Below are 8608 nucleotides of genomic sequence, written 5' to 3' on the forward strand. Positions count from 1 at the left end.
TTTTTTTCATCGCTATAAAAGAATTTTACCCAATAAGAACAACAGAGTGATACTAAGTGCGCTCGTATTTGCTTTAGCGCACTGTGTATACGACAACGTAATCGCAATTTTTTTATCATTCGTTGGAGGGTTGCTTTTTGCTTATACATACGCGCACAGCCGTTCACTAGCCGTATGCGTATTAGAGCATAGTTTATGGGGGCTTTGGATGTTTACTATTGGGATTGGTCAATACTTGGATTCTGGAGTGAAGTTTTAGTAGGCGCTTAAATGACAGACGGAGCTTCGGATGGGAAGATTTTATTCTCACGTTGTGCATTAGAAGCACTAGTTAACACACTAGTGCTTCTAGCTTAAATTAAAAACCGAAGATACTCACTGCGAAGTACTTAGTTGCTACGGTATTGATAAAAATTGCCAGTAATATCACGGGAATAAATGTCTTCAAAGAGAAGTTAATATATTTCTCCGTAAAACTGCCAACATACCCTTCTGAGCCTTGTGCCAATTCCTCACTCAACCCAGATTGCTTCCATCGGTAAGTAACAAATAAACACACCATCAAGCCATTTAGTGGCAAAATCGTATCGTAAAATACGTCATATACTAAATCGAAGAAGCTCTTTTGGGCATCGCCGTAGCTTATAAATTGCGTTAGCCAATCTACCATACCAAAAGACATTGTAGATAAAACAGTCAGTAAACCTGTAGTCAATGCCAATACAATTAACGCTTTTTTGCGAGAAATATTCTTTTCTTCCATCAACGTTGCTGTTGGTACTTCTACAATAGAGACTAAGGAAGTGATAGCGGCAAAAAATACCAATAGGAAAAATATACCAGCAACAATCGATGCGCCAACATACCCAATATCCGACTGCAGGGCTAACAGCAGCTTAGGTAGATAATCAAAAATCATTGATACCGAAGAGTCTGATAATTTACTTGGATCTGTGTTCGGGTTAAAACTAAAAATTGCAGGCAACACCATTAATCCAGCGATGAAGGCTACCAATGAATCTGTTACCGCAACCATCTTAGAGCTGCCGACTATGTCATCTTTCTTAGAAATGTAAGAGGCATAAGTGATCAGAATGCCCATCCCTAGAGACAATGAGAAAAATGCTTGTGACAGCGCGCCATTTAATACACTGGCATTCATTTTTTCAAAGTTAGGAACGATATAATAACGAACACCGGCCATTGCATTGTCGAGCGTTAGTACATAAGCCACTAACCCAAGTAACATAACAAATAATGCTGGCATAAGCAGTTTTGCCGCTTTTTCTATCCCTTCCTTTACCCCGCCAACCAGAATAAGATTAACTATCACGCCCACAACCAACATATAGATAAACACATTGGTGTCGTTGATAAATGTGCCAAAATAATCAGGTGATGCTAACACATCAAGATTACCCATCGCCGTCTGTGCTAAAAAGCCGAAAATCCAAACCGTGATTACCATATAGAATACGGCGATCATAAACGGCGTGAGCACGGCAAGAAAACCTGCTACTGACCATTTTTTGTCATGGTTTGACAAAAGTTTGTAAGCACCAAAAGGATCTTTTTGTGCTTTTCTACCCATTGCCATTTCTGCCATCATCACAGGCAAGCAAATAAACACCACAAACAGTGCATAGATTAGTAAAAACGCACCGCCACCATTTTTAGCCGCGGAGACTGGAAAGCCGACTAAGTTACCAATACCAACAGCAGAACCTGCTGCAGCAAGGATAAAGCCCAGTCGCGAGCTAAAATGCTCTCGGTTTGCACTCATTGCAATCAACCTTATTATTATTTTCTATAAATATCCGAAGGACTCTACCAGTCTAGTTGAGTGCTTTTCAAGTTTAAATGACCAATGAATGAAAAACTTTCCGTACATTTACTTTTGCACAACCCACGTTTTATCATAAGATTGATAATCGTCGCTCAAAAGCCGACAAAATACGCGAAAATAACAATAATAACCTAGAAACTTATCGGGAACTAATACTTATGCTCTACATGATTTATTCAACTGATGCTGAAGGCTCATTACAAAACCGCCTTGCAGCACGTCCAGCTCACCTTGCACGCCTTGAGATATTACAACAACAAGGACGATTATTCGCCGCAGGTCCTTTACCAGCTATAGATTCGGAAGACCCTGGTGAAGCTGGTTTTACCGGCTCTTTAGTCATCGCACAATTTGATAACTTAGAAGATGCGAAGCTTTGGGCAAGCGAAGATCCTTATATTGAAGCGGGTGTTTACACTCAAAGTATTGTCAAGCCCTACAAACGTGTTCTGCCATAATTGCTCATGTTCATTAAATTCAGCAAAGGTTAATTACAAAAGCACTAAATTTGTTTGAGATTTATGAAGTTTATAAACTTAGTATCTATGAAACTGTGGAGCTTAATATGCGATTGCAACTCACTCTATTAGCGTTAATTTTGGCGTTCTGTTCGAGTGTAGCAGACGCAAATGACCACAATAACAAGAATAAAAAAACAATTACGAAAAAAGAGGCTGTGTCTTTAGCGCTAGATAAATATGCGGGGCGAACACTTAAGATTTCGCAAGAAAGTCAGTTCTTTGTCGTGAGAATCCTCCAACCCGATGGTCGAATTGTTGATATAAAAGTAAACAAGAAGACAGGTGAAGTAAATAAGGACTAATAATGCGTATTTTAGTAATTGAAGACGATATTCAGCTAGCAGAAAACCTGCGAAATGCATTAGAAAAAGAAAAATACAGCGTTGATTTATGTCACGACGGCGAATCTGGCTTGTTTCACCTCGAAGAATACCCACTAGACATGGCCGTCATTGATCTCGGCCTGCCTAAACTTGATGGTATTGAAATCATTCGAAGAGCCAGAGCTAACGGAGTTAAAATACCAATTTTAATTTTAACAGCCCGAGATCGCTGGCAAGACAAAGTTGAAGGCTTAGATGCAGGTGCTGATGATTACCTGACTAAACCGTTTCATGTAGAGGAATTGATTGCGCGTTGTAATGCACTTATCAGGCGTAGCGCAGGTCAAGCAAATCCAGAAATTTGTATTGGCCCTATCAAAATTCATACACGCTCTCAGCAGGTTTGGGTAAATGACAATGAACTATCGCTGACCGCCTATGAATATAAAGTGTTGGAATACCTAATGGTTAATCCGCAAAAGGTTATCTCAAAGTCTGAACTCACCGAGCATATTTATGATCAAGACTTTGATTTGGACTCTAATGTTATCGAAGTATTCGTATTGCGACTGCGCAAAAAACTTGACCCAGATGGCACCCTTAATCCTGTAGAAACCTTAAGAGGACGTGGATATAGGTTTAAAAACCAGTGGTAAACAGTTCACAGATTTCACTTAAAATAAGGCAAGGTTTTATCCTTGTCTTTGTGCTAATTATAGCCCTACCAGCATTGTTTTTCTCTGTTGGCAGAGCCTATTACGCGTCTTTGGTAGACGCCACAGAAAAAACGCTGGAAGCGCACTTATACTCGCTGATATCTGAAGTTGAGTTTGTTTCAGATGGACTTGAAATGCCGCGTAGTATACTTGCACCAGAATTAAGTCGCCTCAACTCAGATACTTACGCTCTAGTTTATCAGGGACAATCTCTGGTTTGGTATTCTGAGTCGGCGGTTAACTTGTCAATATCACCTAACTTTTCAGATAACCAAGCTGGTGCCCCTGAATTTAAGCGAGTGGAATATGGTGGTGTTTTATTTTGGCAATTAAGTTTAACTGTCATTTTAGGTAACGCTGACCACTCTCAACAGGCAAGATTTGTTTTACTAAAAAAGAATGATGCACTCATGGCGCTCATGTCAGGGTTTAGAAACACCCTAGTAAACTGGATGTTGGTTATGGGCATTGTGATTGCGGGGTTGATGGCATTTGGATTCGTTTGGAATGCCCGCCCCTTACAAAGGCTAGACAAAGAAATCAAAGAAATTGAGGCCGGTGAAAGAGACAAAATAACCGGCTCTTATCCAGTTGAGTTACTCACCATCAAATCAGATCTGAATTTATTACTTGAGTCCCAAAAGCGACAAAAGGAACGGTATAGAGCCTCGTTAAGTGATCTAGCCCACGCATTAAAAACGCCATTGGCAGTCATAAAGTCAAGCCCATTAGCTACGGATGCAGATGCTCAAGAGCAGCTCGACAGAATAAATGTGATGATCGAACATCAATTAAAGCGTGCAGCAACTGGTGCATCAGACACATGGAAAAAGCAGACATCTGTAAAACCTGTACTAGACTCAATACTTAATGCGATGTCAAAAGTATACCATGACAAACATATTTCATTTTCATCACAATGCGACGAAAACGCAGCTTTTCTTGGTGATAAAACTGACCTTATGGAGATCTTGGGGAATATTATTGATAATGCGTGTAAAGCATGTGACAACTTGGTCGATATAAATATTAGTGCGCCAAAAAAGCGCCTACTGTTAATCGAAATTGAAGACGATGGCCCAGGGATCCCCGAGCATCGCCGCTCAGAATTACTGACACGAGGTACAAGATTAGATACCTATGAGGCGGGTCATGGCGTAGGCATGGCTATCGTTTCAGATTTAGTTAAATCTTATCAAGGACTGATGCAAATAGGCACGTCGAAGCATGGCGGCGCAAAGTTCATAATAGAGTTTAACAATGACAAAAATAACTAGCGGTATATTGATAGCTGGCTTTACACTATCAGTAATTGCAAATGAAGACATCACCTTGAAAGATTGCTCCAAACACGAGTCTAGTCACCCTGAGAAGGCAAAAAAGTTTCTAATGTGTTTGGATAGCAATATCAATTTACTAGAGCGCCATCGCCAAACGTGGATCACCAAGCTGTTGCTAGATACAAAAAAGTATCAAGCCGATACGGGAAACACGCAAATTTTGCCTATCATGGAACGCGCTTTACGCAATCATGAGGAATACATGGAAGACAGTTGTCGCTGGCGTTATCTGCTTGATATGCCCAATGCAACGCGTTCGGCAACGGCATACAAGCAATGTAAAATAACACTACTAAAAGCGCATATTTCAGAGCTTCAAAGTAGCAAAATACTAAAAGATAATGTCAACGCTAATTAATATTAGTAATGAGGTCATACTAGTTGATAATTTGGATAGCTTTTATCTCATTCTCTAAATAAAAGCTATCCAGATCCAATAGATGTTGGTATCACTCTTCTGGTTGTTCTGCGCTTAACAGGATTGCCAGCCATTTTCCTTCCTCGCTGGTTTCTAAGGCAATTTTTACAACCATAGTTAAAGGTACTGAAAGTAACATACCAACCGTACCAAGCAGCCACCCCCAAAAGATCAAAGATAAAAATACCACCAGCGTCGATAGGCCAAGACCTCTACCCATAAACCTAGGCTCAATCATATTTCCCATCAGCGTGTTGATACAGATATAGCCGATAGCGACTATACCGCTTACCAGCGGCCCTTGTGTGACTAACGCTAGCAGAACTGGTGGCAGTGCAGCAATAATTGACCCAATATTAGGGATATAATTCAACAAAAATGCAACTACTCCCCACAGTACAAAATAATCAACATCAAGTGCCCAAAGAAACGTCGCGGCAATTACGCCTGTAGCCAACGATACCGCAGTCTTAATTGCCAAATAACTGTTGATTGAGTCTAAGAAGCGGTCAATTTGTTGCATTTTCATTTCGGGATCATCTAACGCAAGATGTACTTTGTGTCCGATTGATGGCGCTTCAAAAAGCATGAAAACCACGATGAGCAGAATTAAGAAGCTATTTGCCATGACACCACCAAAACCAGTAAGCATATTGGTCGCAACATCAATTAACTGGTTTGGATCTAACATACTAATTAGCTGTTGCTTATCTAGCAAAATATTGTAGTTGGCAGCGGTAGTGACTAGCCAAACGAACTTATCTTGGAGTGTTTCTTTATAAGCTGGGAGCTGCTCAGAAAAGTCATTAACTGATTGCCCTACCAAGCCACCAATACTGGCACCAATCAACATAACTAAAGCTATAATCACAAGAATGGCAATACCTTTGGGCAATTTAAAACGCGCCAAAAATTTCAACATTGGATTGCAGATGATTGCGATAAAAGCAGCCAATATAAAGGGCACAACGATTTCAGAAGCTAGTTTAACACCAGCTAATACAATGAAAAGAGATGCTAAAACTATCAGTGTTTTATTGATTCCTGTAAGTGAAGACACCACTCACTCCTTTTGCTTTTTTCCTATTCTAAAACAAACCACCTATAATGAAAATGAGTGATCTAACTCCTTGCTAAAACGTAGGTTTGTAAGATAACAAAAAAGAGACCATATAATGAAAATATTAATAACTGGTGCTACAGGGTTAATTGGTAGCAAGCTATGTCAATTTTTAATCCATAAGCATAGTCTCATTGCGCTAACCCGCTCGCCAGTGAAAGCCGCTTCAGTATTACCGCCTGGTACTCACTTTATCACCAGCCTAGATGAAGTAGATTTTAATGATATTGATGCTGTCATCAACTTAGCAGGAGAACCAATTGCTGACGGTCGTTGGACTAGACAAAGGAAGCAAGAAATTCGTGATAGCAGAATCAACATCACACGCGCAATCAGCTCAGCAATAAGTGCAGCAACCACCCCTCCGGCATTGCTTATTTCAGGCAGTGCTGTCGGAGTTTATGGGCGCCAACCTAGTGATGTAACAATAAAAGAAGACTTTACAGCACATTACGACGAATTCTCTCATCAGCTATGCCGCGACTGGGAAGATGCGGCGCTCGCAGCGAAGTCTGAGCAAACTCGAGTATGTATTTTAAGAACTGGTATTGTACTGTCAAAAACAGGTGGTGCACTAGTCAAAATGCTACCGCCATTTAGACTAGGGCTAGGCGGTCCAATTGGCAAGGGAGAACAGGTAATGTCGTGGATCCACATCGATGATATGGTACAAGCTATTTTATTTATTCTCAAACACGATGAAATTGAGGGCATTGTGAATGCCACAGCACCCAATCCAGTATCAAATAAGCTGTTATCACAGGAACTTGCAAAAACCTTGTCCCGTCCATGTATTTTTACAGTTCCCCCTATCGTACTTAAACTGGTTTACGGGGAGATGTCTGACTTATTGCTTTTTGGACAGCGTGTTGTACCACAAAAACTATTAGACACGGGTTACCGTTTTCGCCACGACAGTATCGACGAAGCGTTACGCTCTCTCAACTTATAAATTCCCCGCTGTCACCATCGCTATTTCGGGTAAATATAACTTTTCTCTGGCTAACACTTTGTCTAGATAGTGCTTTGTTTCATCATAAGGTAAGCCCGTGTCCAAAGCACTAAGTACATTTTCGGGTGACAGTGAGTTGATGATTTTGGACGCTTTAGTAATAGAGCGCGAGCCATCAGCATTAAATACTCTAGCCACATTACCTGCGCCGGTGTTGTACGCTGCAATCATACAGTACTTTCGACTTAAAGGATCTTGTATTTTGCTAAGATAGCGTTTGTCCAAAATATTCAAATAAGCAGCACCTGCTTCAATATTGTTGTCGGTAACATACAAATATGGTGCAGACATCGGCTCATCACGATTGTAAAGCATACGGTTAACATCCACTCCCGCACTGGTAGGCACTATCTGCATCAGCCCAAATGCTGGAATATGTGATTTTGCCATGGGGTTAAAGTGACTTTCAGTGTGCATTACAGCCAAAATGATACTCGGTGCAATATCAAAGCGCTGTGCTTGTGAATTCACTTGAGTCAAGTAACGCTGAGCCCTGCTTCTGGCATCAACTTTCTTTGGCAATTGGAGCACAACCTCAGAAACAACAGTCGTCTGTTTTTGTTCAGTTGTGCCTGTTTTAGTTGCCGCTTTTACTAGCTTTTTTAGGCGTTTTTGCTTGAGTTGCTCTAATTTTTCCTGTTGTTCTCGACGTTGCTTCTCGGCGACTTTATCATTTTCACCATCTAAAATAGCTTGATCTGTTTGTCGCTCAATATAACGTTGTTGTTGCTCAAATTGGCTATCTATTTGATTCTTAGCTGCAATTAAAGCTTGCGCTCTGGAAGCATTATCAATTTGGCGCTGTTGTGTTTTGGTTTTTGTAAAATCAGGTGCATTTTGGGTATTAAACACTTCAATGACAGCACGATCGTTTGCAATAAACTCTTTATATAGCGTGCGTAACTGTTCCTCAGTGACCTTCTTATCCGCAGCGTGCTTTACACTAACTACCAATTTATTGGCAGCAAAATCCACCACCATTCTCGATGATAAGTCGTCACTGTAAGAAACAAAGGTTGCTTGGTCTGAAACGGTAATATCACCCCATTGCTGGATCACCTGATCACGGAATGAGTCGAACTCCTCAAAATGTTCGGTAACATAGTCAGAAAATGCCGTTAACTGTTGGCGCTTATATTGTTCAAACTCACTCAGCTCTTGATCTGAGGGGGTAGACGTTTGCCAACGCGCCATTTTCTCTGAGAGCTCTTCAAATAACTGAGCTTGACTTGCTACTGCACTTGGGATCGCACTCAAAGCGACAACTAAAAACGAACACACTGATTTACGCACAAAAACCCTCCTTAAAAAA

General features: G+C 40.7%; 10 protein-coding genes. 7 read left to right on the forward strand and 3 right to left on the reverse strand.

What is annotated here, in order from left to right:
- Window positions 1–259 (forward strand): CPBP family intramembrane glutamic endopeptidase (locus tag D9603_RS01235; protein WP_153188193.1); only part of this gene is annotated, 259 nt, incomplete at its 5' end.
- Window positions 260–358: 99 nt separating this feature from the next.
- Here D9603_RS01235 and D9603_RS01240 read toward each other — a convergent pair.
- Window positions 359–1783: a sodium-dependent transporter gene (locus tag D9603_RS01240; protein ID WP_128729749.1), complete on the reverse strand. Its 1425-nt coding sequence runs from the start codon at window positions 1781–1783 to the stop codon at window positions 359–361.
- A gap of 221 nt (window positions 1784–2004) precedes the next feature.
- Between D9603_RS01240 and D9603_RS01245 the strand changes: the two genes are divergently transcribed.
- The 5 genes from D9603_RS01245 (at window position 2005) to D9603_RS01265 (ending at window position 5104) form a co-directional block, all read left to right on the forward strand.
- Window positions 2005–2304, forward strand: a complete 300-nt coding sequence (locus tag D9603_RS01245) for a YciI family protein (RefSeq protein WP_125252973.1) — start codon at window positions 2005–2007, stop codon at window positions 2302–2304.
- Between the two features lie 107 nt (window positions 2305–2411).
- The gene (locus D9603_RS01250; protein WP_128729750.1) at window positions 2412–2669 is read left to right on the forward strand and encodes a PepSY domain-containing protein; all 258 of its coding nucleotides are present in this window, start codon (window positions 2412–2414) and stop codon (window positions 2667–2669) included.
- Between the two features lie 2 nt (window positions 2670–2671).
- On the forward strand, window positions 2672–3346 hold the full coding sequence (locus D9603_RS01255) for a response regulator transcription factor (RefSeq protein WP_010374057.1): 675 nt from the start codon (window positions 2672–2674) through the stop codon (window positions 3344–3346).
- Entirely contained in the window at window positions 3340–4683 is a 1344-nt protein-coding gene (locus D9603_RS01260) for an ATP-binding protein (protein ID WP_125252971.1), read from the forward strand. Before D9603_RS01255 ends, D9603_RS01260 begins: the two co-directional genes overlap by 7 nt.
- Window positions 4667–5104 carry a hypothetical protein gene (locus D9603_RS01265; RefSeq protein ID WP_128729751.1) on the forward strand — a complete coding sequence of 146 codons (438 nt, stop codon included), beginning with the start codon at window positions 4667–4669 and terminating at the stop codon, window positions 5102–5104. Before D9603_RS01260 ends, D9603_RS01265 begins: the two co-directional genes overlap by 17 nt.
- Window positions 5105–5195: 91 nt before the next feature.
- On the opposite strand, the gene D9603_RS01270 is transcribed toward D9603_RS01265, so the two are convergent.
- Window positions 5196–6224, reverse strand: a complete 1029-nt coding sequence (locus D9603_RS01270; protein WP_128729752.1) for an AI-2E family transporter — start codon at window positions 6222–6224, stop codon at window positions 5196–5198.
- Window positions 6225–6339: 115 nt separating this feature from the next.
- On the opposite strand from D9603_RS01270, the gene D9603_RS01275 reads away from it, so the two are divergent.
- Window positions 6340–7236, forward strand: coding sequence for a TIGR01777 family oxidoreductase (locus tag D9603_RS01275; RefSeq protein ID WP_128729753.1), 897 nt, complete (start codon window positions 6340–6342; stop codon window positions 7234–7236).
- Here the strand turns inward: D9603_RS01275 and D9603_RS01280 are convergent.
- Window positions 7231–8608 (reverse strand): murein transglycosylase domain-containing protein (locus D9603_RS01280; RefSeq protein WP_347232142.1); only part of this gene is annotated, 1378 nt, incomplete at its 5' end. The two genes, D9603_RS01275 and D9603_RS01280, sit on opposite strands and share 6 nt — an antisense overlap.

Origin of the sequence: Pseudoalteromonas sp. PS5, from assembly GCF_004103255.1 — a bacterium.
Classification (GTDB): domain Bacteria; phylum Pseudomonadota; class Gammaproteobacteria; order Enterobacterales; family Alteromonadaceae; genus Pseudoalteromonas; species Pseudoalteromonas peptidolytica.

Excerpts from the sequence above, each read along its gene's own strand:
- D9603_RS01240 (WP_128729749.1), bottom strand. The coding sequence starts at position 1,783 with ATGAGTGCAAACCGAGAGCATTTTAGCTCGCGACTGGGCTTTATCCTT.
- D9603_RS01245 (WP_125252973.1), top strand. The coding sequence starts at position 2,005 with ATGCTCTACATGATTTATTCAACTGATGCTGAAGGCTCATTACAAAAC.
- D9603_RS01250 (WP_128729750.1), top strand. The coding sequence starts at position 2,412 with ATGCGATTGCAACTCACTCTATTAGCGTTAATTTTGGCGTTCTGTTCG.
- D9603_RS01255 (WP_010374057.1), top strand. The coding sequence starts at position 2,672 with ATGCGTATTTTAGTAATTGAAGACGATATTCAGCTAGCAGAAAACCTG.
- D9603_RS01265 (WP_128729751.1), top strand. The coding sequence starts at position 4,667 with ATGACAAAAATAACTAGCGGTATATTGATAGCTGGCTTTACACTATCA.
- D9603_RS01275 (WP_128729753.1), top strand. The coding sequence starts at position 6,340 with ATGAAAATATTAATAACTGGTGCTACAGGGTTAATTGGTAGCAAGCTA.